Origin of the sequence: Pseudomonas sp. JZ134 (assembly GCF_051027695.1) — a bacterium.
Lineage (GTDB): Bacteria > Pseudomonadota > Gammaproteobacteria > Pseudomonadales > Pseudomonadaceae > Chryseomonas > Chryseomonas luteola.
Map to the genome: position 1 here is coordinate 1,678,167 of NZ_CP069250.1, position 26,517 is coordinate 1,704,683.

At 53.9% G+C, this 26,517-nt stretch carries 21 protein-coding genes and 3 tRNA genes; 17 read left to right on the plus strand and 7 right to left on the minus strand.

What is annotated here, in order from left to right:
• Positions 1-36: 36 nt before the first annotated feature.
• Complete coding sequence (gene acnB, locus JQR86_RS07835; RefSeq protein ID WP_312272437.1) at positions 37-2,640, minus strand: bifunctional aconitate hydratase 2/2-methylisocitrate dehydratase; 2,604 nt, start codon at positions 2,638-2,640, stop codon at positions 37-39.
• A gap of 394 nt (positions 2,641-3,034) precedes the next feature.
• Here acnB and JQR86_RS07840 point away from each other — a divergent pair, with 394 nt between their 5' ends.
• Together JQR86_RS07840 and JQR86_RS07845 are read left to right on the plus strand one after the other, a co-directional pair.
• Positions 3,035-3,511, plus strand: a complete 477-nt coding sequence (locus tag JQR86_RS07840; protein WP_010794783.1) for a DUF1289 domain-containing protein — start codon at positions 3,035-3,037, stop codon at positions 3,509-3,511.
• A 112-nt stretch (positions 3,512-3,623) separates the two neighbouring features.
• Complete coding sequence (locus tag JQR86_RS07845) at positions 3,624-4,232, plus strand: tRNA-(ms[2]io[6]A)-hydroxylase (RefSeq protein WP_010794782.1); 609 nt, start codon at positions 3,624-3,626, stop codon at positions 4,230-4,232.
• A gap of 23 nt (positions 4,233-4,255) precedes the next feature.
• Here JQR86_RS07845 and JQR86_RS07850 read toward each other — a convergent pair whose 3' ends face one another.
• Both JQR86_RS07850 and JQR86_RS07855 read right to left on the minus strand, forming a co-directional pair.
• Positions 4,256-4,978 (minus strand): UDP-2,3-diacylglucosamine diphosphatase, encoded by a 723-nt coding sequence (locus JQR86_RS07850; protein WP_407361935.1) that lies wholly within the window; start codon positions 4,976-4,978, stop codon positions 4,256-4,258.
• Positions 4,975-5,469, minus strand: a complete 495-nt coding sequence (locus tag JQR86_RS07855; protein ID WP_010794780.1) for a peptidylprolyl isomerase — start codon at positions 5,467-5,469, stop codon at positions 4,975-4,977. The genes JQR86_RS07850 and JQR86_RS07855 overlap by 4 nt, the downstream gene beginning before the upstream one ends.
• Positions 5,470-5,588: 119 nt before the next feature.
• On the opposite strand from JQR86_RS07855, the gene JQR86_RS07860 reads away from it, so the two are divergent.
• Both JQR86_RS07860 and cysS read left to right on the plus strand, forming a co-directional pair.
• Entirely contained in the window at positions 5,589-7,259 is a 1,671-nt protein-coding gene (locus JQR86_RS07860; protein ID WP_434154648.1) for a glutamine--tRNA ligase/YqeY domain fusion protein, read from the plus strand.
• Positions 7,259-8,644 carry a cysteine--tRNA ligase gene (gene cysS, locus JQR86_RS07865; RefSeq protein WP_312272423.1) on the plus strand — a complete coding sequence of 462 codons (1,386 nt, stop codon included), beginning with the start codon at positions 7,259-7,261 and terminating at the stop codon, positions 8,642-8,644. Before JQR86_RS07860 ends, cysS begins: the two co-directional genes overlap by 1 nt.
• 55 nt (positions 8,645-8,699) lie before the next feature.
• Here the strand turns inward: cysS and folD are convergent, their stop codons facing one another.
• Complete coding sequence (folD, locus tag JQR86_RS07870; RefSeq protein ID WP_434154649.1) at positions 8,700-9,557, minus strand: bifunctional methylenetetrahydrofolate dehydrogenase/methenyltetrahydrofolate cyclohydrolase FolD; 858 nt, start codon at positions 9,555-9,557, stop codon at positions 8,700-8,702.
• A gap of 251 nt (positions 9,558-9,808) precedes the next feature.
• Between folD and JQR86_RS07875 the strand changes: the two genes are divergently transcribed.
• The 9 genes from JQR86_RS07875 (at position 9,809) to JQR86_RS07915 (ending at position 18,761) form a co-directional block, all read left to right on the plus strand.
• Positions 9,809-9,885 (plus strand) — tRNA-Arg (locus JQR86_RS07875).
• A gap of 30 nt (positions 9,886-9,915) precedes the next feature.
• A tRNA-His gene (locus JQR86_RS07880) sits at positions 9,916-9,991 on the plus strand.
• 51 nt (positions 9,992-10,042) lie between these two features.
• Positions 10,043-10,127, plus strand: a tRNA-Leu gene (locus tag JQR86_RS07885).
• A 215-nt stretch (positions 10,128-10,342) separates the two neighbouring features.
• Positions 10,343-11,653, plus strand: a complete 1,311-nt coding sequence (gene tig, locus JQR86_RS07890) for a trigger factor (RefSeq protein ID WP_010794776.1) — start codon at positions 10,343-10,345, stop codon at positions 11,651-11,653.
• 90 nt (positions 11,654-11,743) lie between these two features.
• The gene (gene clpP, locus JQR86_RS07895) at positions 11,744-12,385 is read left to right on the plus strand and encodes an ATP-dependent Clp endopeptidase proteolytic subunit ClpP (protein ID WP_010794775.1); all 642 of its coding nucleotides are present in this window, start codon (positions 11,744-11,746) and stop codon (positions 12,383-12,385) included.
• A gap of 104 nt (positions 12,386-12,489) precedes the next feature.
• Positions 12,490-13,770, plus strand: coding sequence for an ATP-dependent Clp protease ATP-binding subunit ClpX (clpX, locus tag JQR86_RS07900; protein ID WP_010794774.1), 1,281 nt, complete (start codon positions 12,490-12,492; stop codon positions 13,768-13,770).
• A gap of 128 nt (positions 13,771-13,898) precedes the next feature.
• A complete protein-coding gene (gene lon / locus JQR86_RS07905; protein WP_239382810.1) occupies positions 13,899-16,298 on the plus strand; it encodes an endopeptidase La in 2,400 nt (799 codons plus the stop codon).
• Positions 16,299-16,431: 133 nt separating this feature from the next.
• Positions 16,432-16,704 carry an HU family DNA-binding protein gene (locus JQR86_RS07910; protein ID WP_010794772.1) on the plus strand — a complete coding sequence of 91 codons (273 nt, stop codon included), beginning with the start codon at positions 16,432-16,434 and terminating at the stop codon, positions 16,702-16,704.
• Positions 16,705-16,898: 194 nt separating this feature from the next.
• The gene (locus JQR86_RS07915; RefSeq protein ID WP_434154650.1) at positions 16,899-18,761 is read left to right on the plus strand and encodes a SurA N-terminal domain-containing protein; all 1,863 of its coding nucleotides are present in this window, start codon (positions 16,899-16,901) and stop codon (positions 18,759-18,761) included.
• A 48-nt stretch (positions 18,762-18,809) separates the two neighbouring features.
• On the opposite strand, the gene JQR86_RS07920 is transcribed toward JQR86_RS07915, so the two are convergent.
• Together JQR86_RS07920 and cysK are read right to left on the minus strand one after the other, a co-directional pair.
• Positions 18,810-20,093, minus strand: coding sequence for an NAD(P)/FAD-dependent oxidoreductase (locus tag JQR86_RS07920; protein WP_434154651.1), 1,284 nt, complete (start codon positions 20,091-20,093; stop codon positions 18,810-18,812).
• Positions 20,094-20,219: 126 nt separating this feature from the next.
• Positions 20,220-21,194 (minus strand): cysteine synthase A, encoded by a 975-nt coding sequence (gene cysK / locus JQR86_RS07925; protein WP_434154652.1) that lies wholly within the window; start codon positions 21,192-21,194, stop codon positions 20,220-20,222.
• 127 nt (positions 21,195-21,321) lie between these two features.
• Between cysK and JQR86_RS07930 the strand changes: the two genes are divergently transcribed.
• From JQR86_RS07930 to JQR86_RS07945, 4 genes are read left to right on the plus strand one after another with little or no spacing between them, the layout of a single operon-like run.
• A complete protein-coding gene (locus JQR86_RS07930; RefSeq protein WP_150347131.1) occupies positions 21,322-22,386 on the plus strand; it encodes a DUF748 domain-containing protein in 1,065 nt (354 codons plus the stop codon).
• 60 nt (positions 22,387-22,446) lie between these two features.
• Positions 22,447-23,295 carry an AAA family ATPase gene (locus JQR86_RS07935; protein WP_434154653.1) on the plus strand — a complete coding sequence of 283 codons (849 nt, stop codon included), beginning with the start codon at positions 22,447-22,449 and terminating at the stop codon, positions 23,293-23,295.
• Positions 23,296-23,308: 13 nt separating this feature from the next.
• Positions 23,309-23,683, plus strand: coding sequence for a GFA family protein (locus JQR86_RS07940; RefSeq protein WP_074824094.1), 375 nt, complete (start codon positions 23,309-23,311; stop codon positions 23,681-23,683).
• Between the two features lie 24 nt (positions 23,684-23,707).
• Positions 23,708-24,889 carry a vWA domain-containing protein gene (locus tag JQR86_RS07945; RefSeq protein ID WP_073450157.1) on the plus strand — a complete coding sequence of 394 codons (1,182 nt, stop codon included), beginning with the start codon at positions 23,708-23,710 and terminating at the stop codon, positions 24,887-24,889.
• 22 nt (positions 24,890-24,911) lie between these two features.
• On the opposite strand, the gene JQR86_RS07950 is transcribed toward JQR86_RS07945, so the two are convergent.
• The gene (locus JQR86_RS07950; RefSeq protein WP_434154654.1) at positions 24,912-26,516 is read right to left on the minus strand and encodes a 5-guanidino-2-oxopentanoate decarboxylase; all 1,605 of its coding nucleotides are present in this window, start codon (positions 26,514-26,516) and stop codon (positions 24,912-24,914) included.
• Position 26,517: the final 1 nt, after the last annotated feature.

The following is a 26,517-nucleotide window of genomic DNA, read 5'->3' on the forward strand; positions in this document are numbered from 1 at the left end:
CGGGTTAGCCGGGGCGCTTTTTATCTACCAATCAGATCAAGCGATCTCAACCGCATCGATCTTAGCCTTGGCTGCGCTTTCGCGGAACTCGGCAATCTGATCGAAGCTCAGGTAGCGGTAGACATCCGACGCCATGCTGTCGATGTCCTTGGCGTACTGCATGTACTCTTCTGTCGACGGGAGCTTGCCCAGGATGGAGGCAACGGCCGCCAGCTCCGCAGAGGCCAGGTACACATTGGCACCATCGCCCAGACGGTTCGGGAAGTTACGAGTCGACGTCGAGACTACAGTCGAGTTGGGGGCCACACGTGCCTGGTTACCCATGCACAGTGAGCAGCCTGGCATCTCCATGCGAGCGCCAGCCTTGCCATAGATGCCGTAATAGCCTTCCTCGGTCAGCTGATGCTGGTCCATCTTGGTTGGCGGGGACAGCCACAGGCGGGTCGGAATGGCGCCTTTGACCTTGTCGAGCAGCTTGCCAGCCGCGCGGAAGTGGCCGATGTTGGTCATGCAGGAGCCGATGAAGACTTCATCGATCTTGTCGCCAGCCACTTGAGACAGCAGGCGAGCATCGTCCGGGTCGTTTGGCGCGCACAGGATCGGTTCGGTCACTTCAGCCAGGTCGATTTCGATGACTTCGGTGTACTCGGCATCGGCATCAGCTTCCATCAGCTCTGGATTGGCCAGCCAGGCTTCCATCGCCTGAGCACGGCGCTCCAGCGTACGGGCATCACCGTAGCCTTCGCTGATCATCCAGCGCAGCAGCGTGATGTTGGACTGCAGATACTCGGCAATGGATTCCTTCGACAGCTTGATGGTGCAGCCAGCAGCGGAACGCTCGGCCGAGGCATCGGACAGCTCGAAGGCTTGCTCGACGGTCAGATCCGGCAGGCCTTCGATCTCGAGGATGCGGCCAGAGAAGATGTTCTTCTTGCCTTTCTTCTCGACGGTCAGCAGACCTTTCTGGATCGCATAGTAGGGGATGGCATGCACGAGATCACGTAGCGTGATTCCCGGCTGCATTTTGCCTTTGAAGCGAACCAGTACCGACTCGGGCATATCCAGCGGCATAACGCCTGTTGCAGCGGCGAACGCTACCAGGCCGGAACCTGCTGGGAAGGAGATGCCAATCGGGAAGCGGGTGTGGGAATCGCCGCCAGTGCCAACGGTATCCGGCAGCAGCATGCGGTTCAGCCAGCTGTGGATGATGCCATCGCCCGGACGTAGAGAAACACCGCCACGGGTACGGATGAAATCCGGCAGGGTGTGGTGAGTCTTGACATCGATTGGCTTGGGATAGGCGGCTGTGTGGCAGAAGGACTGCATCACGAGGTCAGCGGAAAAGCCCAGGCATGCCAGGTCTTTCAGCTCGTCGCGAGTCATCGGGCCGGTCGTGTCCTGCGAGCCGACAGTAGTCATCTTCGGCTCGCAGTAGGTGCCCGGACGAACGCCGGCCACGCCACAGGCTTTGCCAACCATCTTCTGAGCCAGGGTATAACCCTTGCCGGTATCAACAGGCTGCTCGGGCTTCTTGAACAGGTCGGAGTGTTCCAGGCCGAGTTCGGCGCGAGCTTTTTCAGTCAAGCCACGGCCCACGATCAGCGGAATACGGCCACCCGCACGAACTTCGTCCAGCAGAACCGGGGTTTTCAACTCAAATGTCGCAACCACATCGTCGCTACCGTGACGGGTCACTTTGCCTGCATAGGGATAGACGTCGATCACGTCGCCCATTTCCAGCGCGGAAACGTCGAACTCGATTGGCAGAGCGCCCGCATCTTCCATGGTGTTATAGAAGATCGGAGCAATCTTGCTACCAAAGCAGAAGCCGCCAGCGCGCTTGTTTGGAACGTAGGGGATGTCGTCACCGAAGAACCACAATACCGAGTTGGTAGCAGATTTGCGGGAAGAACCCGTACCTACCACGTCACCCACATAGGCAACCGGAAAGCCTTTGGCGCGAACTTCTTCGATCTGCTTCAGCGGGCCGATGCTGCCTTGCTGCTCCGGTACGATACCGTCACGGGCCATCTTCAGCATGGCCAGGGCGTGCAGCGGGATGTCAGGACGCGACCAGGCGTCAGGTGCAGGGGAGAGATCGTCGGTGTTAGTTTCACCGGGTACCTTGAAAACGGTCAGGGTGACCTTTTCCGGAACAGCCGGGCGAGCCTTGAACCATTCACCGTCTGCCCAGGATTGCAGAACGGACTGAGCGTTGGCATTTCCAGCCTTGGCCTTTTCGGCGACATCATGGAAGGCATCGAACATCAGAAGCGTATGCTTGAGTTGTCCGGCGGCTATGGTGCCAAGCTCGGCGTCATCCAGCAGTTCGACCAGCGTGGCGATGTTATAGCCACCCTGCATGGTTCCCAGAAGCTCGACCGCGCGCTGCTTGGAGATCAGCGGGGAGCTGGTTTCGCCTTTGGCGACAGCAGAAAGGAAGCCAGCCTTGACATAGGCGGCTTCGTCAACACCCGGCGGTACACGATTGGTGATCAGGTCAACGAGAAATTCTTCTTCGCCGGCCGGCGGGTTTTTCAGAAGTTCGACCAAACCTGCAGTCTGTTCGGCGTTAAGCGGCTGGGCAACGATACCCTGCGCGGCACGCTCTTCTACGTGTTTACGATAGGCTTCAAGCACAATATGACCCTCATCAGTGGTCCAGTAATGACGTCCGGGATCTGGCGACCCCATGAGCCCGAATGACGAAATAGCAATCGCTAGCAAGAGGCAGGAGCCAATGCGACGTCATTCAGGCTCCGGTGCGAAGCTGTTTTCAAAGTTTTACGCCAGCGGTATTACACGTGGGCCAGAATGCAGACGTGTGATGAGTACGCTGCACCCTGACCGGGAACCTGCCGGATAATTGTGTTCGTGACGCTTTGAAAACAGCTTCGTATCGGACATGGCGCCCCTTAGGGCGTACGGATTCTACTCCAAGGTTTCGCTAAAGTTAAGCTGAACATGCGACTAAACGACGCTGACCTTGGTTAGACGAAAGGCTAAAATAGGCTTTTGCTTGATCGGAACGACTATGTCCAACCAGCGCATAAAGACGCCCTGCGTCGGACTTTGCTCAACGGTATTCGGTGACCAGGTTTGCCGGGGCTGCAAGCGATTTCATCACGAGATCGTGAACTGGAATGCGTATAACGATGAGGAAAAGCGAGCTGTCTGGGCCCGTCTCGAAGTGCTTCTGACCCAGGTGGTTTCTGCAAAGCTCGAAGTGTTTGATCCGCTACGCCTGAAGGAACAGCTACAGCAACGGAAGATTCGCTTCATTCCTGAGCAGTCCGAATATTGCTGGGCCTATCAGCTGATTTCACGCGGCGCGCGCCATATTCAACAGGTCGATGCTTATGGCATACATGTTTTTCCTGAATTCAGGGAGCGCCCGCTGATGGAACTGCGTGATGCCATCGACCAGGAGTTTTTCATCCTCTCCGAAGCTCACTATGAACGTTACATTGCGCCACGTTTCCTGCTTGAAGGAATGGACGTTCGAGTCTGACACCGCGCACCGTATAATCACCTCATATTCCAGTGCAATCGCTTCAGGCGGATGTGCTTCCCTTGATTCTGGAACAGATGGTTAGCCGCCTGTTGATTAAAGGATTTGCGTTATGTTGTTGCCCGAAATGGACGAATTCCTGGCCTGTAAAACGCCGGAAGCTTGGGTGGAAGCTGCTTTGCAGGATCTTCCTACCCTCTTGATCGATCATGCCAATAATGAAAAGAAAGCAGCGGGCGCTGCGTTTCATTACCTGTTTACTTACAGCAATAAGCTGGATCTGGTAAACAAGATGTCACGGATCGCTCGTGAGGAGCTACGGCACTTCGAGCAGGTGCTCCAAATCATGAAGAAGCGTGGCATTGCGCATGAAAACGTAACGTCGGCCCGCTATGCCGGTGCCATGCGTAAGCTGTGCCGTAATCATGAGCCGTACCGACTAACGGACTCGCTTGTCGTAGGAGCCTTTATCGAGTGCCGTTCATGCGAGCGCTTCTCTGCAATTGCTCCGCATCTGGATGAAGAATTGAGCAAGTTTTACAGCGGTTTGCTCAAGTCGGAAGCGCGTCATTATCAGGATTACCTGAAGCTGGCCTATCTATATGGTGACGAGCAGGATGTGACCGCCAAGATTCAGGAGATCAGAGCGCTAGAAGCCGAGCTTATTGCCTCAGCGGATACGGAGATGCGCTTTCATAGCGGTGTGCCGCGCGCAGCGTAATAGCCATTACGCTTCGAGCCGTATCACGCCAGCTCGAAGCGTTCCTGCTCCAGTCGGTCACGGGAAATCTTCAGGACCCAGCCGTAACGGTCCCAGTCACCCAACACAATTCGCGTTGCAGCGCTGTCATCAAGCATGAATTCATGTGTGGCAGGACGATGTGTGTGCCCGTGAATCAGGGTCTGAGTGCGGGTGCGCCGCATGATGCCCTCAACCTCTTCAGGTGTGACGTCTACAATATCCATGGCTTTTTGCCGGGTCTGCACCTTGCTCTCGTTGCGTAATTTCCTGGCCAGCTCGCGACGCTTCTTTAGAGGAAGATGGCGCAGGATCCACAATGAAACCGGATTGCGAAGCCAGCGGCGTAATCGCATGTAGGCTTCGTCCCGTGTGCACAGACTGTCGCCATGCATCAGCAGAAGGCGCTTGCCTTCGGCTTCGATAACGGTCGGGTCGGCCAGTAGGGTACATCCTGCCAGTCGGCAAAAATCCTTTCCGATCAAGAAATCGCGATTGCCATGCATCAGAAAAATACGTGTGCCGCCTTGAGATAAGGTCTTTAGGGCTCGTGCGATGCCTTTTTGAAACTCATCCATGGCGTCATCGCCGATCCATACCTCAAAAAAGTCGCCTAGAATATACAAGGCATCGGCGTGAACAGCTTCTGTCTCAAGAAAACGCAAAAACGCCCGGGAAATATCCGGGCGTTCAGGTTCGAGATGCAGATCAGAGATCAGCAGTATCACTCAACGATCTCGGCACGCTCGATAATGACATCCTCAGCCGGTACATCCTGATGGCCGGCGCGAGATGTAGTAGCAACACCCTTGATGGCATTGACGACATCCATGCCTTCAACAACCTGACCGAATACAGCATAACCCCAGCCTTGTGTAGTCGGGGCGGTGTGGTCTAGGAAGGTATTATCGGACACGTTGATAAAGAACTGAGCGGACGCTGAATGCGGATCCATGGTGCGTGCCATGGCAACAGTGCCATTGCGGTTGGAAACGCCGTTATTCGCTTCGTTCTTGATCGGTGCGCGAGTGGACTTTTGCTTCATGCCGGGCTCAAAACCGCCGCCTTGGACCATGAAGCCATTGATCACGCGATGAAAGATAGTGCCGTCATAGTGACCGCTCTTTACATACTCTTTGAAGTTGGCTGCTGTTTCAGGAGCCTTATCTTCAAACAGTTCAAGAGTGATGACGCCGTGGTTTGTATGCAGTTTGATCATGGAATTTATGTCCGTGGTCAGATAGGAAGTTTGTCAGGGTCTTGACGGGTTCGGCTATGATACGGACTTTGATTTAGTCGGCCTACCCTTAAGCCGAACAACACATTATTAAGGACCCCATGAGCAAGCCAGAAACTCCCGCTACTCCAGCGAATTTTCTTCGTCAGATCGTCCAGGCTGATCTGGATGCCGGCAAGCACACAAAGATTGTGACACGCTTTCCGCCAGAGCCTAACGGTTATCTCCACATTGGCCACGCCAAGTCGATTTGCCTGAACTTCGGGCTGGCTCAAGAGTTTGGCGGCGAGTGCAATCTGCGCTTTGACGATACGAACCCAGCCAAGGAAGATCAGGAGTACATCGATGCCATCAAAAGTGATGTCGAGTGGCTGGGCTTCAAATGGGCAGGTGAGGAGCGCTATGCCTCCAATTATTTCGATCAGCTCTATGACTGGGCGATACACCTGATCAAGACGGGTAAAGCCTATGTTGATGATCTCACGCCCGAGCAGGCGCGTGAGTATCGTGGCACATTGACCGAGCCGGGCAAGAACAGTCCTTTCCGTGACCGCTCCGTTGAAGAAAACCTGGATCTCTTTGCACGCATGAAGGCGGGCGAGTTCAGGGATGGTGAAAAGGCGCTACGTGCCAAAATCGACATGGCCTCGCCAAACATGAATTTGCGCGATCCGATTTTGTATCGTATCCGCCACGCCCATCATCACCAGACGGGTGACAAGTGGTGCATCTACCCGAGCTATGACTTCACACATGGCCAGTCGGATGCAATCGAGGGAATCACTCACTCTATTTGCACACTCGAATTCGAGGATCATCGTCCGCTGTACGAGTGGTTCCTGGCAAATCTGCCTGTGCCGGCGCAACCGCGTCAGTACGAGTTTGCCCGCCTGAATTTGAACTACACCGTAACCAGTAAGCGTAAGCTGAAGCAGCTGGTTGATGAGCGGCATGTAAGCGGCTGGGATGATCCGCGCATGTCCACGCTGTCTGGTTATCGCCGTCGCGGTTATACACCAGCCTCCATTCGTAATTTCTGCGAGATGGTAGGCGTTGCTCGCTCCAATGGTGTAGTCGATATCGCCATGCTTGAGTTCAGCATCCGGGAAGATCTGGACCGAAATGCGCCTCGGGCCATGTGCGTACTGCGGCCGCTCAAGGTTGTCATCACCAACTATCCTGAGGGCAAAGTGGAGCAGTTGGAGCTGCCACGTCACCCGAAGGAAGACATGGGGATGCGTACGCTACCGTTTACACGTGAGCTCTACATCGACCGCGATGACTTCATGATCAATCCGCCCAAGGGATACAAGCGCCTTGAGCCAAATGGCGAAGTTCGTCTACGGGGAAGTTATGTTGTTCGCGCCGATGAGGTTATTAAGGATGAGGCGGACAATATCGTCGAACTGCGTTGCTCGTATGATCCTGAAACCCTCGGGAAGAACCCTGAAGGCCGCAAGGTAAAGGGTGTCATTCACTGGGTGCCTGCCGAAGGCAGTGTTGAGTGTGAGGTTCGCCTGTACGATCGTCTGTTCCGCTCGCCGCAGCCTGAGAAAGCGGAAGAGGGGCAGACCTTCCTGGATAATATCAATCCGGAATCGCTGCAGGTGCTGACTGGGTGCCGTGCTGAGCCATCGCTTGCGCAGGCCCAGCCAGAGGACCGTTTTCAGTTCGAGCGTGAAGGTTACTTCTGTGTCGATCTGAAAGACTCAAAGCCGGGTGCTCCGGTCTTCAATCGTACCGTCACCTTACGCGACTCCTGGGGGCAATAATGCCACTTGCGATCTACAACACGCTCACCAAGACCAAGGAAACGTTCAAGCCGCTCGAGGGCAATAATGTCCGTATGTACGTGTGCGGTATGACAGTCTATGACTTCTGTCATATTGGTCATGCACGTGTGATGGTGGCATTTGACGTCGTGGCTCGATGGCTGCGCAAGTCAGGTTACAACCTGACCTACGTACGCAACATTACAGACATTGACGACAAGATCATTCGCCGTGCGCAGGAAAATGGCGAAACGTTCAAAGACCTGACTGGACGTATGATCGAAGCGATGCATCAGGATGAAACCCGGCTGGGTGTTCAGCGTCCAGACGTTGAGCCCTGTGCGACTGATCATATTCCTGGCATGTTCACTATGATCCAGACCTTGATAGACAAAGGTTATGCCTATGCGCCTGGAAACGGAGATGTGTATTACCGTGTAGGACGTTTTGCGGGATACGGCAAACTGTCACGCAAAAAGATTGAAGATCTCCGGATTGGGGCCCGTATTGAGGTAGATGAGTCCAAGGAAGATCCTCTGGACTTTGTCTTGTGGAAGGCTGCCAAGCCGGGTGAGCCCAGCTGGGAGTCACCATGGGGGGCGGGTCGTCCCGGTTGGCATATTGAATGCTCGGTCATGTCTACGTGCTGCCTGGGTGAAACGTTTGATATTCACGGTGGTGGCCCTGACCTGGTTTTCCCCCACCACGAGAACGAAATTGCTCAGAGTGAGGCTGCTACGGGAAAAACATATGCGGCATCCTGGATGCATGCTGGGGCTGTGCGGGTAGATGGCGAAAAGATGTCCAAATCCCTGGGCAACTTCTTCACTATTCGCGAAGTGCTGGAGAAATACCACCCGGAAGTCGTTCGTTATCTGCTGGTTTCCAGTCATTACCGCAGCCCGATCAATTATTCTGAAGAGAGCCTCCGTGAAGCACGCGGCGCGTTGGATCGCTTCTATCACGCCTTGAAAGGTCTACCGCAGGCATCGCCTGCTGGCGGTGAGCCCTATGTGGAGCGTTTCGCGGCCGCAATGGATGACGACTTCAACACGCCAGAGGCCTGCGCGGTCCTGTTTGAAATGGTCCGTGAGGTCAATCGTCTGCGAGATCAGGATATTCAAGCTGCCGCTGGCCTTGCCTCTCGACTCAAGCAGATGGCTGAAGTGCTGGGTGTTCTACAGCTGGAGCCGGATGAGTATCTACGCGCAGGTGCGGAGGGCAAGGTTGACGAAGCGGCCGTAGATCGCCTGATTCAGGCGCGTCTGGATGCGCGAGCAGCAAAGAACTGGGCGGAGTCGGATCGTATTCGCGATGAGCTGACAGCCATGGGTGTCGTGCTTGAGGATGGTAAAGGTGGAACGACGTGGCGTTTGGCCAACTGAGTTCACCTGATATAAAAAAGGCCGCGTTAGCGGCCTTTTTTATGGGGAGATATTTTTATTCGGCATGCAGCTGTTCAGCTGCATAGAGCGTGTTCTCCAGCAGGCAGGCACGCGTCATGGGGCCAACACCGCCAGGAACAGGCGTGATCCAGCTGGCGCGTTCCAAAGCTGTTTCATATTCGACATCGCCAACCAGTTTTCCATCTGCCTGGCGGTTGATGCCTACGTCAATGACGATAGCGCCTTTCTTGATCCACTCGCCCTTCACTAGGCCTGGTTTGCCTGCCGCCACCACCACCAGGTCGGCCTGGCTGACATGAGCGGCCAGATTACGGGTGAAACGATGAGTAACTGTTACTGTACAGCCGCCCAAGAGTAGCTCCAGCGCCATGGGGCGACCGACAATGTTGGAGGCGCCTACCACCACTGCATTCATGCCGTACAGGTCTGCCCCTGTACTTTCCAGCAGACGCATGATGCCCTTGGGCGTACAGGGGCGGAGCAGGGGGATGCGTTGAGCGAGTCGACCTATATTGAACGGATGGAAACCATCAACATCCTTGTCGGGACTGATGCGCTCAAGCAGATTGGAAGCATCAAGGTGAGCGGGTAGGGGAAGCTGAAGCAGGATGCCGTCAACTGCAGCATCTGCGTTCAGTGAGTCAATCAGCGCTTCCAACTCCTGTTGTGTGGTGGTGCTGGGAAGGTCGTACGCCCTGGATACAAAGCCTACTTCCTCGCAGTCCTTTCTTTTGTGAGTAACGTATACCGTGGAAGCTGGGTCGTCACCTACCAGAATGACTGCCAGGCCAGGGGCGCGTAACCCGTGTTGACGCCGCTGGGCAACGCGTTGGGCAATTTCTTGGCGGAGAGAAGCGGCGATCGCTTTACCGTCGATCAGTTGAGCAGTCATATGCAGATAGGTCTTGCTAATGGAAGAAGGATGCTTATTTTCGCATGTACGCACTAAAGGAAGAAGCCTTGGTGAAAGGGTAGTTAACCTATCTTCTTAATTTTTTTAAAAAAATTGTTGACGAGTGGTCGAGTCATTCGTAATATACGCCCCGCTTGCCGAGCACAGCCTGAAACGAAATGAGAAGGCGATGCGAACCGGCTCAGCTTCTTAGGAGGCTGTTTCGTAAGCAACGGTTGCTGCGCAATAAAGCGCCCGTAGCTCAGCTGGATAGAGCATCCGCCTTCTAAGCGGATGGTCGCAGGTTCGAGTCCTGCCGGGCGCGCCATTGGCGGTTCGGCGCAAGCAATGCAATATGGTGGGCGTAGCTCAGTTGGTAGAGCACAGGATTGTGGCTCCTGGTGTCGTGGGTTCGATTCCCATCGTCCACCCCATATTGAGAACATCAGGCATTATTAATGCCTGATGTTCGTTTTAAGTGTTACGCGGATGTGGTGGAATTGGTAGACACACTGGATTTAGGTTCCAGCGCCGCAAGGTGTGAGAGTTCGAGTCTCTCCGTCCGCACCATAGTGAAAAAGCCGACAGCGATGTCGGTTTTTTTTTGCCTTGAAAATGGCTGGCATGTTTCGGGTATGAGCGAGAGGGGTTGCAGGCTTTTTTCATGCTTGGTGACCAATACCTGCTTTATGCAGGATGACTTCCGTATCCTCTACCTCTAGAATGCTTGCCCTGTTTCTGGGGGCCGGAACGGCCGGCCTATGTCTGTGCCATGAGGATTATCCATGCAAGTTTCTGTTGAAAGCACCTCCGCTCTTGAGCGCCGAATGACCGTAGGCGTGCCGGCCGAGCGTATCGAGACCGAAGTCGCCAAGCGTCTGCAGCAAACTGCTCGCCGCGTTAAAGTGCCTGGTTTCCGTCCTGGTAAGGTGCCGATGAGTGTCATTCGTCAGCGCTACGAAGCCAGCGCTCGTCAGGAAGCCTTTGGTGATCTGATTCAAGAAACATTCTACGAAGCCATCGTTCAGGAAAAACTGAACCCGGCAGGTGCGCCTTCTGTTGAGCCCAAGGCTTACGAAAAAGGCAAAGACCTTGAATACGTCGCTACATTCGAAGTATTCCCTGAGTTTGAAGTGAAAGGCCTGGAAGACATTCAGGTTGAGCGTCTGCAGTCCGAAGTCGCTGATAGCGATCTGGATAACATGCTTGAGATTTTGCGTAAGCAGAACACTCGTTATGAGGAAGTCGACCGCGAAGCGGCCAACGATGATCAGGTCACTATCGATTTCGTAGGCAAGATCGACGGTGAAGCCTTCCAGGGCGGCTCTGCAAACGGTACTCAGCTGGTGCTGGGCTCCGGCCGCATGATTCCGGGCTTCGAGGAAGGCCTGGTGGGTGCAAAGGCGGGCGAAGAGCGTGTGCTTAATCTGACCTTCCCGGAGGATTATCAGAACCTGGATCTGGCTGGCAAGACTGCCGAGTTCACTGTGAAGGTAACCAAGGTTTCTGCCCCGCAACTGCCTGAAATGAACGAGGAGTTCTTTGCTCAGTTCGGCGTTCAGGAGTCTACTCTGGAAGGCTTCCGTGCTGAAGTTCGCAAGAACATGGACCGTGAGCTGCGTCAGGCGATCAAGAACAAGGTCAAGAACCAAGTTATGGATGGCCTTATTGCTGCTAACCCGATCGAAGTTCCAGCCGCTCTGATCAACAGCGAAGTTGATCGTCTGCGTGTTCAGGCTGTTCAGCAGTTCGGTGGCAACATCAAGCCCGATCAACTGCCGGCTGAGCTGTTTACCGAGCAGGCTAAGCGCCGTGTTGTTCTGGGTCTGATCATTGCGGAAATGGTCAAGCAGTTCGAGCTCAAGCCTGACGACGAGCGTGTACGTGCACTGATCGAGGAAATGGCCTCTGCCTACCAGGAGCCTGAGCAGGTCGTTGCCTGGTACTACCAGAACGAGCAGCAATTGAACGAAGTGCGTTCGGTTGTACTCGAAGAACAAGTCGTAGATACTGTTCTTGAAAAGGCTAAAGTGACCGATAAGCAGGTTTCCTACGAGGACGCGGTCAAACCGGCCGAGGCCCCGCAAGCAGCCTGATCTTTACCCGCCTCGAATCACATAAGCCAGCCTCGTGCTGGCTTATGCGTCTTAAGGCAAGACCATCCTGATAGGGAGTGATCGCAGGACATGTCCCGCAATTCGTTCATGCAAACAATGCCCGAAGTTCAAGCCGCTGGCGGCCTGGTGCCCATGGTGGTCGAACAATCTGCTCGTGGCGAGCGCGCGTATGATATCTACTCGCGTCTGCTCAAGGAGCGGGTGATTTTCCTGGTAGGCCAGGTCGAAGACTATATGGCCAACCTGGTGGTCGCTCAGCTTCTGTTTCTGGAAGCGGAGAACCCTGACAAGGATATTCACCTCTACATCAACTCACCTGGTGGTTCGGTGACAGCTGGTATGTCTATCTATGACACCATGCAGTTCATTAAGCCCGATGTCTCGACAATCTGCGTAGGCCAGGCGTGCAGTATGGGTGCCTTGCTACTGGCAGGTGGTACTGCCGGCAAACGCTACTGTCTGCCTCACTCTCGTATGATGATCCACCAGCCCTTGGGTGGCTTCCAGGGTCAGGCATCGGACATCGAAATTCACGCGCGTGAAATTTTGACGATCCGTGAGCGTCTAAACAAAGTGTTGGCCCATCATACGGGTCAACCCATGGATGTTATCGCCCGTGATACCGATCGCGATAACTTCATGAGCGGTGATGAGGCTGTGAAATACGGCTTGATCGACAAGGTGTTGGAAAAGCGCAATATTCCCGCTTGAGCCGGCAAGCCTGCCACTAAGTCATGATTACTGAGTGGCAGGCTTGAAAATGCATAGATTTGCCTTCATCTTGTTCCTGTAAGTAACCCGATTGGATTGATCGAATGACAGATACTCGCAACGGTGACGACAACGGCAAGCTGTTGTATTGCTCTTTCTGCGGCAAGAGCCAGCATGAAGTGCGTAAGTTGATTGCCGGTCCCTCAGTCTTTATTTGCGATGAATGTGTCGACCTGTGCAATGACATCATCCGTGAGGAAGTACAGGAAGCCCAGGCCGAAAACAGTGCACATAAACTTCCAGCACCTAAAGAAATCAGTACGATTCTTGATCAGTACGTGATTGGTCAGGAACGTGCCAAGAAAGTATTGGCTGTAGCGGTATACAACCACTACAAGCGTCTCAACCAGCGTGAGAAGAAAGATGACGTTGAGTTGGGCAAGAGTAATATTCTGCTTATCGGGCCGACAGGTTCCGGTAAGACTTTGCTGGCTGAAACGCTGGCACGTCTGTTGAACGTACCGTTTACCATTGCGGACGCCACTACGTTAACCGAAGCAGGTTACGTGGGTGAGGACGTTGAAAATATTATTCAGAAGCTTTTGCAGAAGTGCGATTACGATGTTGAAAAAGCCCAGATGGGCATCGTCTATATCGATGAGATCGACAAGATTTCGCGCAAGTCTGATAACCCCTCTATTACTCGAGATGTATCGGGTGAGGGCGTGCAGCAGGCTCTGCTCAAGCTGATTGAAGGTACGGTAGCCTCAGTACCCCCGCAGGGCGGACGCAAGCATCCTCAGCAGGAGTTCCTGCAGGTGGATACGCGTAACATCCTGTTTATCTGTGGCGGTGCATTTGCCGGATTGGAAAAGGTCATCCAGAGCCGTTCTACCAAGGCGGGCGGAATTGGTTTCAATGCCGAAGTCCGTAGCCAGGAATTGGGCAAGAAAATCGGTGAGTCACTTCGTGATGCCGAGCCTGAAGATCTGGTCAAGTTTGGTCTTATCCCAGAGTTCGTTGGTCGTTTGCCTGTAATCGCAACGCTAGATGAACTTGACGAAGCGGCGCTCATGCAGATTCTGACCGAGCCCAAGAATGCACTGACCAAGCAGTATGGCAAGCTCTTCGAAATGGAAGAGGTGGATCTCGAGTTCCGTCCAGACGCTTTGAAGGCAGTGGCCCGCAAGGCATTGGAACGTAAAACAGGCGCACGTGGTCTACGGTCCATACTCGAGGGCGTTCTGCTCGATACGATGTATGAGATTCCTTCTCAGAAGGAGGTCAGCAAAGTCGTCATCGATGAGAGCGTCATTGAGGGTACTTCCCAACCGTTGTTGATTTACGAAAACAACGACCCGGTCAAAGCGGCACCGGATGCATAAATAAAAAGGGGCCCTGCGGGGCCCTTCGCATTAGTTAGCCTTGTTTTCTGATCGATCAGGCCGCATGTTAGAAAAACATGCCATACGGTCGTTTCTATGCGGCCAGTCGAATGCCAAGAGCTGAAACCATGAATAAAACGATTGAATTGCCTCTTTTACCACTGCGTGATGTAGTGGTGTATCCGCACATGGTAATTCCGCTCTTTGTTGGGCGTGAAAAATCTGTTGAGGCCCTGGAAGCTGCCATGGCCAGCGACAAGCAGATCCTACTGCTTGCGCAAAAGAATCCTACCGACGATGATCCAGACTCCGATGGCCTGTACCGCATGGGTACCGTTGCCACTGTCTTGCAACTGCTCAAACTTCCTGATGGCACTGTTAAAGTGCTGGTAGAGGGTGAGCAGCGCGGCAACATTGAGCGTTTTGTTGAGGCCAAGGGTTATTCTCGCGCTGAGGTTCAGCTGATCGAGGATACCGAAGCGGCAGACCGCGAGTCGGAAGTCTTTGTTCGTAGCCTGATGAGCCAGTTCGAGCAATATGTCCAGCTGGGCAAGAAAGTACCAGCAGAGGTGCTGTCTTCACTTAATGGTATCGACGATCCAGGTCGCCTGGTCGATACGATGGCAGCCCATATGGCGCTTAAGCTTGAGCAGAAGCAGGAAATCCTTGAGATCGTAGATCTTGCTGAGCGAGTCGAGCACGTTCTGGCGTTGCTGGACGCAGAAATCGATCTGTTGCAGGTCGAGAAGCGGATCCGTGGTCGCGTCAAGAAGCAGATGGAGCGTAGCCAGCGCGAGTATTATCTGAATGAGCAGATGAAGGCCATTCAGAAAGAGCTGGGCGACATCGACGAAGGCCACAGTGAAATCGATGACCTGAAAAAGCGCATCGACAATGCTGGTCTGACCAAGGAAGCGTTGGCCAAGGCCAATGCAGAGCTGAACAAGCTCAAGCAGATGTCTCCCATGTCTGCCGAGGCCACAGTAGTACGTTCCTACATTGACTGGCTTGTGAATGTCCCATGGAAGGCGGAAAGCAAGGTCCGTTTGGATCTGAGCAAGGCCGAGGACATTCTTGATGAAGATCACTACGGTCTTGAGGAAGTCAAAGATCGGATTCTGGAGTATCTCGCTGTCCAGAAACGAGTCAAGAAAGTACGTGGCCCGGTATTGTGCCTGGTTGGTCCGCCTGGGGTAGGTAAGACGTCTCTGGCTGAGTCCATCGCGCGCTCCACCGGCCGCAAGTTCGTTCGTATGGCCCTGGGTGGTGTGCGTGATGAGGCTGAGATTCGTGGCCATCGCCGTACGTATATCGGCTCCATGCCTGGTCGTTTGATTCAAAAGATGACCAAGGTTGGCGTGCGTAACCCATTGTTCCTGCTCGATGAAATCGACAAGATGGGTAACGACATGCGTGGTGATCCGGCCTCCGCTCTGCTCGAGGTGCTGGATCCAGAACAGAACCACAATTTCAATGATCACTATCTGGAAGTTGATTACGATCTGTCGGATGTCATGTTCCTTTGTACGGCCAACTCCATGAATATTCCGGCACCGTTGCTGGATCGTATGGAAGTGATTCGTCTGCCTGGCTATACGGAAGACGAAAAGGTCAATATCGCTACCAAGTACCTGATACCCAAGCAGGTCAAGGCAAACGGTTTGAAGAAGACCGAAGTGACCTTTGACGAGGCTGCTCTAAGAGACATGGTGCGTTACTACACCCGCGAGGCGGGGGTACGTAGCCTTGAACGTCAGGTTGCCAAGGTTTGCCGCAAGATTGTCAAGGAGCACGCCAAGGAAAAAGCGGCTCAACAGGCTGCTGTCACCAGTGAAAGCCTCGAGCACTACCTGGGTGTACGTAAGTTCCGTTATGGTTTGGCTGAACAGCAGGACCAGATCGGCCAGGTCACAGGGCTAGCCTGGACGCAGGTTGGCGGCGAGCTTCTGACTATTGAAGCGGCTGTTGTGCCGGGGAAAGGGCAGTTGATCAAAACCGGTTCGCTGGGCGATGTAATGGCGGAATCCATTACTGCAGCACTGACGGTTGTGCGTAGCCGTGGTAAGAGCCTTGGTATTCCCAAGGACTTCCATGAGAAGCACGATATCCACATTCACGTACCAGAAGGCGCTACACCCAAAGATGGTCCAAGTGCTGGTATCGGTATGTGCACCGCGCTGGTGTCGGCTGCTACCCGGATCCCAGTGCGTGCTGATGTAGCCATGACAGGTGAGATTACGCTGCGTGGCCAGGTACTGGCCATTGGTGGTTTGAAGGAGAAATTACTGGCGGCACATCGTGGGGGAATCCGTACGGTGGTCATTCCGGAGGAGAATGTACGCGATCTGCGCGACATTCCAGACAATATTAAGGCCGATTTGGTGATTAAGCCTGTCAAATGGATTGACGAGGTCCTTCAGGTTGCGCTGCAATATGCGCCGGAGCCCTTGCCAGATGCGGCTCCTGAAATAGTCACGAATGAAGAAAAGCGCGAGCAGGATTCAAAAGATAGAATCAGCACGCACTAGCCAGAGCTTCCTTGACACTTTTTTTGAGCCCTTGATATAAAGCGGCTCTTCAAGTGTCAGGCATGCCTCACAGCATCCATTTTTGCCTACACACGTAATATATTCTTATCAGAAATGAACAAGGGGACTTAGAGTGAACAAGTCGGAACTGATCGATGCCGTTGCTGCATCTGCTGATATCCCGAAAGCTGTAGCTGGGCGCGCTTTGGACGCAGTGATCGAATCTATCACTGGTGCCCTGAAGAGCGGTGATCCGGTTGTGCTTGTCGGTTTCGGCACTTTCGCTGTCAAAGAGCGTGCAGCACGCACTGGCCGCAATCCGCAGACTGGCAAGCCGATCGAAATCGAAGCTGCCAAGATCCCTGGTTTCAAGCCCGGCAAAGCGCTCAAGGATGCTGTGAACTGAGTGCTTAAGGGTTTTGGTTTCAATAGACATCTGTCTGTTGAGTTCTAGCACGTGATACCGTTTGGTTCATTCCGCACGAAGACTCGCCAAAGCCCCGTTTAACAGAAGGCGCATCCTCTGATGCGCCTTTTCTCTATTCGCAATTCACCCATGCTGCCTAGCCTTTGGCCAGATGCAGCCGTTTTGGGGGGCGCATGCTGCAGAACATCAGGGAACATTCACAAGGCTGGATAGCCAAGGTCATCATTGGCGTCATTATCTTGCTGATGGCATTGACCGGATTCGAGGCGATCATTCGCGCCGGTAGCCACCAAGGTGCCGTAGCACTGGTAAATGGTGAGGAAATACGCCAGACCGATCTCAATCAGGCTGTGGAGATGCAACGTCGCTCTCTGGCGCAGCGTCTGGGCCCTAATTTCGATCCTGCTCTTCTGGATGAAAAACGGTTACGCGACGCGGCTCTAAAGGCCTTGATCGAGCGCGAGCTATTGCTTCAGGATGCCAAGTCGAACAAGTTTGCTTTTTCTGAAGCGGCTTTGGACCAGCTCATACTTCAAACACCTGAGTTCCAGGTTGATGGGCAATTCAATGCCCAGCGTTTTGACCAGACTATTGCCCAGATGGGTTACTCACGTCTTCAGTTTCGCGAGATGCTGAAGCAGGAGATGCTCATGGGGCAACTCAGGGCGGGCATTGCAGGTACCGGTTTTGTAACCGATGCCGAATTGAATGCATTCGCAGCTTTGGAACGGCAAACTCGAGACTTCGCAACCCATGTGGTTAAAGCGGATGCTTCGAAAGTTGCAGTCACCAATGATGAATTACAAGGCTACTATGACGATCATCGTAGCGAATTCATGACGCCTGATCAGGTGGTCATTGATTATATCGAGCTAAAGAAAAGCGCTTTTGCCGATAAGGCGCAGGTCAAGCAAGAAGACCTTCAGGCCCTTTATCAGTCGGAAACCGCTAACCTTTCCGAACAGCGTAACGCCGCTCATATCCTGATTGAAGTGAACGACAAGGTGAATGACGAGCAGGCCAAGGCCAAGATTGATGAAATCAAGGCTCGTCTGGACAAGGGCGAGGATTTTGCTGCGCTAGCCAAGAAGTTCTCTCAGGATCCTGGTTCGGCCAACAAGGGCGGTGAGCTCGGTTATGCTGGGCGAGGGGTGTATGACCCTGCCTTTGAAGAAGCCTTGTATGGTTTGAACAAGGGAGACGTTTCTGCTCCCGTACATTCGACATTTGGATGGCATCTGATCAAGCTGCTTGGCGTTCAGGAAGCCAAAGTACCTTCGTTGGAGAGCATGAAGCCGCGTCTTGAGGCTGAGCTCAAGGCTCGCGAGGCTGATCGCCTTTTTGTAGAGGCTATCCGCAATCTTGAAAGCGCAGCGTTTGAAGCTTCAGATCTTAGTCAGCCTGCTCAAGAGCAAGGCTTGAAAGTGCAAACCAGCAAGCCATTCGGACGTGAGGGCGGCGAAGAAGGGGTTATTGCCAATCGTCAGGTTGTCCAGGCTGCTTTCAGTCCCGAAGTGCTGGAGGATGGTGCCAATAGCAATGCTATCCAGTTGGACGATGAAACGGCTGTCATCCTGCGCGTTAAGGAGCATCGCAAGCCTGCTCAGCAGAGCTTTGATGATGTCAAAGACAACATCCGCAGCACGCTGACCAAGCAGAAGATAGCTGAGACTGCTCGTCAGCAGGGCGAGACGTTGATTGCTGACCTGAAGGCAGGCAAGGCCAATACGATCAAGGACTGGAAAGTCGTCGAGGCTGCTACACGTAATCAGGAGGGCGTTGACCCGGTAGTACTCCAACAGGTGTTCCGCATGAATAAGCCTGGAGACAATTCCAAGCCGACTTATGCAGGAGTCAATCTGGCTGATGGGACCTACATGGTTATTCGCTTGACGGGTGTCAGCGTTCCGCAGGGCACCTTTACTGACGAAGAAAAGGCTATGTATCGCCGTTTCCTCTCTTCACGCAGTGGCCAAGAGGACTTTGCGGCTTACCGCCGTGCATTGGAGTCCAAGGCAGAAATCAAGAATCTTTGATTTCTGATAGGTAAGTAAAAGAAACCCCGCTTCGGCGGGGTTTCTTGTTTAAACATTAAATTTGTCGCGAATATCGTAGTACCAAGCGCCCAGGGCGGTAAATGGAACACGGAAAAGACGACCGCCAGGGAAGGGGTAGTGAGGTAGCTGGGCGAATGCATCAAAGCGCTCAGCATGTCCTGCCAACGCCTCACCAATCACGGTACCGATCAGATGGGTAAACGTAACGCCGTGTCCGCTGCAACCTTGCGAATAATAGATATTGTCGCCCAGGCGGCCTACTTGAGGGAGGCGGGACAGAGTCAATAGGAAATTACCGGTCCAGGCATAATCAATCCTGACGTTGGCCAGTTCTGGAAAGGTTTTTGCCATCTTAGGGCGTATGATTTTTTCCACATCGGCAGGATCACGTGCGCCGTATATAACGCCACCGCCATATATGAGTCGACGATCAGCCGAGAGGCGATAATAATCTAGAAGGTAGTTGCAATCCTCGACACAATAGTCTTGAGGAAGTAATCGTTTTGCCGTTTCCTCAGAGAGGGGTTCGGTTGCAATCACTTGCGTTCCACAAGGCATGGATTTGGCTGCCAGCTCTGGAATGAGATTACCCAGATAAGCATTACCGGCTACCACAACATACGTCGCTCTTACACAACCTTGTGGAGTATGTACAACAGGCTTAGGGCCACGCTCGATGCGTACGGCAGGTGTCTGTTCGTAAATAGTCCCGCCCAATGACTCGACGGCGTCTGCTTCTCCTAGAGCGAGATTAAGGGGGTGGATATGACCGCCGCTACGATCCAGCATACCCCCGGCATATCGATGGGTGCCTACGACTTGCTCAATGGCTCTTTTATCCAGCATTTCTAGTTCATGGTGCCCATGGCGAGCCCAAAGGGCTTGCTGAGCTTCCAGATGTTGTATCTGTCGGGCGTTGAAAGCCGCGAAAACGCCACCGTTCTTCAGGTCGCACTGAATACCATAACGGTTGACTCGTTCTCTGATGATACGTCCGCCTTCGAAGGCCATTTGACCGATCAGTTGCGCTTCACGGGCAGGCAAGGTTCGCTCGATAACATCAATATCCCGGCTGTAGCTGTTGACGATCTGGCCGCCGTTGCGGCCGGATGCACCAAAACCTACCCTGGCGGCCTCGAGAATTACAACGCTGTAGCCTCGCTCAAGCAGTGCAATGGCAGTGGAAAGACCGGTATAGCCAGCGCCGACAATACAAACGTCAGCAATGCGTTCACCTTCAAGCATGGGGCGCTTGGGAGCAGGATGAGCAGAGGCCGCATAGTAGGAGTTCGGATAGGATGTGTTCGGCATATTCATTCCCTGTGTGAAATTTTTTACGCTCTAACGCGATAGTAGCTCAGCTGCCAGTGCCGTTCTAGCAGCCGAAAGTAGGGCAGGGAGAAACGAAAAGGCCCGCCGGTGGCGGGCCGAATGAGGTTACTGGACGGTTTCCTGTTCGCTGAACAAGCCGTCAAACAGCATGGTGGACAGATAGCGTTCACCGGAGTCAGGTAGGATGACAACGATTGTCTTTCCCTGCATGGCGGGTTCACGGGCAAGGCGTACGGCCGCCGCCATGGCGGCTCCACACGAGATGCCACAGAGGATACCTTCCTCACGCATAAGCCGTTGGGCCATGGTCTTGGACTCATCGTCACTGACGCGTTCCACTCGATCCACCATGGAAAGATCCAGATTTTTCGGTACGAAGCCAGCGCCGATCCCCTGGATCTTGTGAGGGCTGGGTTTGACTTCCTGGCCGGCCATGGTCTGGGTGATAACAGGCGAACTCTCGGGCTCTACCGCTACTGACAGGATAGGCTTGCCCTTGGTGTTTTTGATAAAGCGGGAAATACCGGTCAGTGTGCCGCCGGTACCAATACCCGCCACCAGGACATCCACAGCGCCATCGGTGTCGTTCCAGATTTCCGGGCCAGTGGTTTTTTCATGAATGGCCGGATTGGCCGGATTTTCGAATTGCTGGGGCATGAAGTAGCGAGAAGGATCGCTTTCCGCAATTTCTTTGGCTTTTTCAATCGCGCCCCTCATGCCTTTGGCGGGCTCTGTCAGTACCAGCTCGGCACCTAGTGCCTTGAGAACCTTGCGACGCTCCAGGCTCATCGAGGCGGGCATGGTCAGGATGAGCTTGTATCCACGGGCTGCTGCAACATAAGCGAGACCAATGCCGGTATTACCGGACGTAGGTTCGATCAGGGTCATGCCGGGCTTGAGCTTGCCGTTGGCCTCCGCATCCCAGATAAGGTTGGCGCCGATTCGGCATTTCACTGAGTAGCCCGGGTTACGGCCTTCGATCTTGGCCAGAATGGTTACCCCTTTAGGCCCAAGGCGATTGATGTAAACCAGAGGTGTGTTGCCAATGGATTGTGCGTTATCAGCGAAAATTCGGCTCATCTAAAGATCCCTGCATGGGTCAACAAATATGAGTTCAGCCTAAGGCTATGGCGTCAAGGCGTCCAGTCCAAGGAAACTGCCACTGGCATGGTCGGTCCATGAAAGACATGCCAGAGGGAACCGAGTCATGAAACTGCGCTATAAAACGCCTGCACTTGTCATCTTGAGCATAGTTGCCCTGTTGGTTATCGTGCAGCTCGCCATGCCTTATGTCATACGACATTACCTCAATACCAAGTTAGCGGACATGGGCGATTATCGGGGACATGTTGCCGATGTCGATCTGGCGTGGTGGCGGGGCGCCTACCGTATCGATGGACTCAAGATCGAAAAAGTGACAGGCAAGGTACCCGTACCGTTTCTGGACGCGCCCAGCATCGACATTGCCGTGAGCGGAAGAGCGTTATGGGAAGATCACGCCATTGTCGGGCGGATTATTTTCGAGCGCCCCGAACTTAACTTTGTCGACGGCGGCGATGATCCGCAGTCCTCCCAGACAGGTGAGGGTACGGACTGGCGTGCTCAGCTGGAGAAGATCATCTCGATCACCTTAAATGAGGTGCGTGTAGAGGATGGCACGCTCAGTTTTCGTAATTTCAATTCGTCACCCCCCGTCAATCTGCAGGCGACCCAGGTAAACGCCAGCCTTTACAACCTGACCAATGCCGCCGATGCGCAAGGCAAGCGGGTGGCACGTTTCGAAGGCAAGGCCACTGTGCTGGATAATGCACCGCTGGAAACCTCGGCAGAATTCGACCCCTTCAGCGACTTTAGTGACTTCCTGTTTCGGCTGAGGGTAACGCAGGTAGACCTGCCCAAAATAAATGACTTTGCCAAGGCGTATGGCAAGTTTGACTTCAAGTCCGGTAGTGGTGATCTGGTCATTGATGCCAGGGCTGATAATGGACAGCTCAGCGGCTACATCAAACCCTTGTTCAAGAATGTCGACGTCTTCGATTGGCGTCAGGATGTAGAAAATAAAGACAAAGGATTTTTCCGCGGGCTGTGGGAAGCCGTGGTAGGAGGAAGTCAAACCCTTTTGAAAAATCAGCGCAAGGATCAGTTCGCGACTCGAGTTGAATTGCAGGGCAGCGTCAAACAGCAGGATATCAGTCCTCTACAGGCGTTCTTTTCCATCCTGCGGAATGCTTTCATTCAGGCATTCAGCGCTCAGTATGAGGATCGGGGTTAGTGTATCGCCTGTGCTTTATGCCTATTATCACGTCCTGTTGATCAATCCCGAGGGTTGCACATGAAATTTGAAGGTACGGCGGATTACGTAGCAACCGCTGATCTCCAATTGGCTGTAAACGCAGCCATCACCTTGCAGCGTCCGCTGCTGATAAAAGGGGAGCCTGGTACTGGCAAGACACTGTTGGCTGAGCAGCTGGCGCAGGCTCTTGGTACACAATTGATCACCTGGCATATCAAGTCCACTACGAAAGCGCATCAAGGGCTGTACGAATATGATGCCGTCAGCCGGCTGCGCGATTCCCAGTTGGGTGTCGACAAGGTTCATGACATTGCCAACTACATCAAGAAAGGCAAGCTTTGGGAGGCATTTGATGCGCAGGAGCGGGTCGTTCTGTTGATTGACGAGATCGACAAGGCGGACATTGAGTTTCCAAACGATCTGCTGCAAGAGCTGGATCGCATGGAGTTCTATGTATATGAAACAGGCGAAACGGTTCGTGCCCGGCATCGTCCCATCATTATCATTACGTCCAATAACGAGAAGGAGCTACCTGATGCCTTTCTGCGGCGCTGCTTCTTCCATTACATTGCGTTTCCTGACCGCGATACGTTAAAGCGTATTGTGGATGTGCATTTTCCGAATATCAGCCAGACGCTGGTCAATGAGGCGCTGGAGGTGTTCTTTGATATCCGTCAGGTGCCTGGACTCAAGAAAAAGCCTTCCACGTCAGAGCTGGTCGATTGGTTGAAGCTGTTGATGGCCGATGATGTCGGTGAGTCGGTTCTGCGTGAACGAGACCCTCGCAAGGCTATTCCGCCGCTTGCCGGGGCCTTGGTCAAAAACGAGCAGGATGTTCAGCTGCTTGAGCGCCTGGCTTTCATGACGCGGCGAAACGGCTATCGATAATCAAGGAGGTCCTATGCTCAAGGGTAGCTGTCTATGCGGTGCGGTGACTTATGAGGTCGATACTTCGCTTGAAAAAGCCACCCACTGCCACTGCTCGATGTGCCGCAAGGCCCATGGTGCGGCCTTTGCTACGTATACGACTGTGTCTAAGAAAAGCTTTCGTTTCACGACCGGTGAAGCAGATGTTGCAGCCTACCGTTCGTCTCCAGAGGTGGTTCGTACGTTCTGCCGGCGGTGCGGGTCGAATCTACAGTTCTTGCGGGATGGCCGGGATACGCTGGGGTTGGCGCTAGGCTCATTGGATTCCGCGCTTGGTGCCTTGCCTGTCGATGAGATTTTTACCGAGGCCCAGCCGTCGTGGTATCAAGCGCCGGTGCGTCATGACTGATCGTTCTCCAGCCGGGAATAGCCGATGCTGCTGAGTCTTTTTCATGAGTTGCGTTCTGCTCGAATTCCCGTTTCCCTGCGGGAGTTGCTGGATCTGCATGAAGCGCTACTGACAGGTGTCGTGTTTGCAGACATGGACGCCTTTTACTTTCTGGCACGTACTATCCTGGTCAAAGACGAACGTCATTTTGATCGCTTCGACAGGGCATTTTCAGCGTATTTTGACGGGCTTCAATCACTCGACGAGGCGCTGAAAGTATTGATCCCGGATGAGTGGTTGCGTAAAGCCTTTGAGCGCTCATTAACGCCCGAGGAGCGTGCGCAGATTCAGTCATTGGGTGGTCTGGACAAGCTCATTGAAACCTTCAAGCAGCGTTTGGCTGAGCAAAAAAGTAAGCATGCTGGTGGCAACAAGTGGATTGGTACGGGCGGCACCAGCCCCTTCGGCTCAGGGGGGTATAACCCTGAAGGCATTCGTGTCGGCGAGGCAGGTGAAAGGCAGGGAAAGGCCGTCAAGGTCTGGGAGCAACGTGAGTACCGTAACCTGGACGATCAGGCGGAGCTCGGGCGCCGGAATATCAATGTTGCTCTTCGGCGTCTACGTAAGTTTGCCCGGGAGGGGGCAGCGGAAGAGTTTGATATCGAAGGCACTATCGATCATACCGCCCGCGATGCTGGACTGCTGAATATCCAGATGCGGCCCGAGCGCCACAATGCGGTCAAGCTTTTGCTGTTGCTGGATATCGGCGGGTCGATGGACATGCATGTGCAGGTCTGTGAGGAACTGTTTTCAGCCTGCCGCACTGAATTCAAGCATTTGGAATATTTCTACTTCCATAACTTCATCTATGAATCAGTCTGGAAGGACAACCAGCGCCGGATGAGCGAGCTGACGTCTACGCTTGATCTATTGCATCGCTATGGCGAGGACTACAAAGTGGTATTTGTTGGCGATGCGTCCATGGCGCCCTACGAGGTACTTCAGCCCGGCGGTAGTGTGGAGCACTGGAATGAAGAAGCAGGCTCAGTCTGGATGGAGCGATTCAAGGCCAAATTTCGAAAGATCATCTGGCTTAATCCCTATCCGCAGCGGGTTTGGGAGTACACATCCTCTATTCAGATCATCCAGGAATTGGTTGAGGGGCATATGTACCCATTGACCCTTGAAGGCTTGGAAGAGGGGATGCGTTACCTCGCACGTGGGTGAGGCTTGCAGGGCAAGCCTTCTATTAGTCTGGAGCGAAAGGAGGGGCCTCGGTAATTTCTATCAGGAAGGGCCTATCGGGTGGCGCATCGAGGAGTAGCTGTTCCAGATGTTGATGATCAGAGGCTTTTGCGGCTGCGCAGCCAAAGCCTTGAGCTAGCGTTATAAAGTCGGGTGTATAAATGTCTACACCCAGCGGTGTAATGGTGCGCTGCTTCATGTATCGCTTGATCTCACCGTATCCCTGGTTATTCCACAAGAGAACGATGATTCCGACACGCGCCTCTACGGCGCTGGCCAGCTCCGGCAGGGTAAATTGGATACCGCCGTCACCGATCAGACAGATAACCGGCCGATCTGGACAGGCCAGCTTGGCTCCAATGGCGGCTGGCAAGGCATAGCCCAAGGTGCCGTAGCCCGTAGAGGCATTGAACCAGCGACGTGGCGAGCACAGCTCGATGATATGGTTACCGGCATAAACCGGCTGTGTTGAATCACCTACATAACAGGCATCGGGACAGGCTCGGCTAAGCGTATCGAACAGTGTACGGAAGTGGCTGAGTGGTGCCAGTGTGTCGGCTAGCTCACGCCGGGCCTTGGTCACACGCTCGCGACCGCTACCGGTTGCTTGAAAAATGCCAGGAGGCAATCTGTTCAGAAGCTCTTGGATAGCCGTCCTTGCATCCGAGACAATACCCAGCCAGGGCTGGTAGTTACGGGTAAGTTGATCAGGGTCTATATCGATTCGGATCAGGTCACCACTCAGTTCGAATCCACCATCGAAAACCACGTCGTAATCCGTCTCGCCCAGTTCTGTCCCGATAGCCAGAATGACATCCGCCTCTTTTGCCAGTTGCCTGACGGCGGGCAATGACTGGTTGCACCCCAATGCCAGTGGATGGTGGTCAGGCAGTACTCCTTTGGCATTAATAGTGGTAGCGGCAGGCGCTGCGAGTCTATCGACAAGAATCCTGGCTTCGCTGGCTGCGGCAATACAGCCGCCTCCCAGTAGTACCAATGGATGTTTGGCGTTTCCGAGTCGCTTGGCGGCCAGGTCGAGCTGCTGCGGGTCAGGTGCCGGGCGGCTGAAGCAGGGTTGGCATACAAGGGACAAGTGATCGGCGGGCGCGGTAATGACGTCGAGGGGAAGTTCAATGTGTACAGGTCGAGGCCTTTGGCTTTCGAATACTGCAAAGGCTTGGGTCAGGACCGCAGGCAGCTGGTCGACATCCAGCAGCGTATGACTGAAGGCTGTCACCCCGGCGGTCATGGCGCGCTGATCGGTCAGCTCATGCAGATAGCCACCGTTCCGCCCCAGGCGGGCCCGCGTAGTTACGCTTGAAATGACCAGCATGGGGATGGAGTCTGCATAGGCTTGAGCCATGGCAGTCAGGATATTGGTTACGCCGGGGCCGGTAATGACAAAGCAGACCCCGGGCTTGCCGCTGGCGCGAGCGTAACCGTCCGCCATGAAGCCTGCACCTTGCTCATGGCGAGGCGTGATATGGCGAATGCTGCTGTCTGGTAAGCCTCGGTAAAGCTCAACGGTATGAACACCGGGAATGCCAAATACCGTATCCACGCCCCAGGCTTCAAGTTGTCGAACCAGAAATTGGCCGCAGGTAACCATG

Excerpts from the sequence above, each read along its gene's own strand:
- JQR86_RS07840 (WP_010794783.1), top strand. The coding sequence starts at position 3,035 with ATGTCCAACCAGCGCATAAAGACGCCCTGCGTCGGACTTTGCTCAACG.
- JQR86_RS07845 (WP_010794782.1), top strand. The coding sequence starts at position 3,624 with ATGTTGTTGCCCGAAATGGACGAATTCCTGGCCTGTAAAACGCCGGAA.
- JQR86_RS07855 (WP_010794780.1), bottom strand. The coding sequence starts at position 5,469 with ATGATCAAACTGCATACAAACCACGGCGTCATCACTCTTGAACTGTTT.
- JQR86_RS07860 (WP_434154648.1), top strand. The coding sequence starts at position 5,589 with ATGAGCAAGCCAGAAACTCCCGCTACTCCAGCGAATTTTCTTCGTCAG.
- cysS (WP_312272423.1), top strand. The coding sequence starts at position 7,259 with ATGCCACTTGCGATCTACAACACGCTCACCAAGACCAAGGAAACGTTC.
- folD (WP_434154649.1), bottom strand. The coding sequence starts at position 9,557 with ATGACTGCTCAACTGATCGACGGTAAAGCGATCGCCGCTTCTCTCCGC.
- tig (WP_010794776.1), top strand. The coding sequence starts at position 10,343 with ATGCAAGTTTCTGTTGAAAGCACCTCCGCTCTTGAGCGCCGAATGACC.
- clpP (WP_010794775.1), top strand. The coding sequence starts at position 11,744 with ATGTCCCGCAATTCGTTCATGCAAACAATGCCCGAAGTTCAAGCCGCT.
- clpX (WP_010794774.1), top strand. The coding sequence starts at position 12,490 with ATGACAGATACTCGCAACGGTGACGACAACGGCAAGCTGTTGTATTGC.
- lon (WP_239382810.1), top strand. The coding sequence starts at position 13,899 with ATGAATAAAACGATTGAATTGCCTCTTTTACCACTGCGTGATGTAGTG.
- JQR86_RS07915 (WP_434154650.1), top strand. The coding sequence starts at position 16,899 with ATGCTGCAGAACATCAGGGAACATTCACAAGGCTGGATAGCCAAGGTC.
- JQR86_RS07920 (WP_434154651.1), bottom strand. The coding sequence starts at position 20,093 with ATGCCGAACACATCCTATCCGAACTCCTACTATGCGGCCTCTGCTCAT.
- cysK (WP_434154652.1), bottom strand. The coding sequence starts at position 21,194 with ATGAGCCGAATTTTCGCTGATAACGCACAATCCATTGGCAACACACCT.
- JQR86_RS07930 (WP_150347131.1), top strand. The coding sequence starts at position 21,322 with ATGAAACTGCGCTATAAAACGCCTGCACTTGTCATCTTGAGCATAGTT.
- JQR86_RS07935 (WP_434154653.1), top strand. The coding sequence starts at position 22,447 with ATGAAATTTGAAGGTACGGCGGATTACGTAGCAACCGCTGATCTCCAA.
- JQR86_RS07940 (WP_074824094.1), top strand. The coding sequence starts at position 23,309 with ATGCTCAAGGGTAGCTGTCTATGCGGTGCGGTGACTTATGAGGTCGAT.
- JQR86_RS07945 (WP_073450157.1), top strand. The coding sequence starts at position 23,708 with ATGCTGCTGAGTCTTTTTCATGAGTTGCGTTCTGCTCGAATTCCCGTT.
- JQR86_RS07950 (WP_434154654.1), bottom strand. The coding sequence starts at position 26,516 with ATGGTTACCTGCGGCCAATTTCTGGTTCGACAACTTGAAGCCTGGGGC.